Source organism: Vibrio sp. 1078-1 (assembly GCF_033340475.1).
This window is the reverse complement of the sequence record NZ_JAWOWM010000588.1, coordinates 1-596: the sequence shown is the minus strand read 5'-3', so window position 1 is coordinate 596 and position 596 is coordinate 1. Positions and strand designations below refer to the sequence as shown.

The 596-nt window shown below is 48.7% G+C and carries 1 protein-coding gene; it reads right to left on the bottom strand.

The genetic code is table 11. The annotated features are described in order from the left end of the window. The coding region (locus R7190_RS28950; protein WP_318138077.1) for a DEAD/DEAH box helicase at nucleotides 1–596 on the bottom strand (596 nt) is incomplete at both ends.

Here is a 596-nt window from a genome sequence, read left to right as displayed (position 1 = left end):
TGCATGATAACGCAAGCTATCTTGCTGTTTGTAAGAGGTGTCATGTTCCTCGTCCACAATGATAATCCCGAGATCAGCAAAAGGCGCGAGTAGGGCAGAGCGTGTGCCGATAATGATTCCGGCCGCTTTGTCGCGTGCAGAAAGCCACGCATTCAGACGCTCCGTCTCGTTTAACCCGGAGTGGATGACGTCAACTGGCACATTAAAACGGCGTTTAAAGCGGTTGATGGTTTGTGGTGTTAAGCCAATCTCTGGTACTAAAACCAAGGCTTGTTTACCTTTCTCTAAGACCGGCTTGATCAGGTTGAGGTACACTTCTGTCTTACCTGAGCCCGTGACGCCTTCTAATAAATAGCAGGCAAAACCTGTTTGGCTATTTACACTCGCAATAGCCAGCGCTTGTTCGTGGTTGAGCTTGGGCTTCTCGACGTCGCATTCAACGTGCTGCCCCCACTTGGTGATTACAGGCTTCTTCTCGATACGTTCAATCCAGCCTTTCTCTTCTAAAGACTTTAGTACAGTTGAGGCTATCTCTTGGTCGACAAATTCCTGGTGAGGCAAAGCGCCGTTAACCAACATTTGCAAGACCTTCTGTC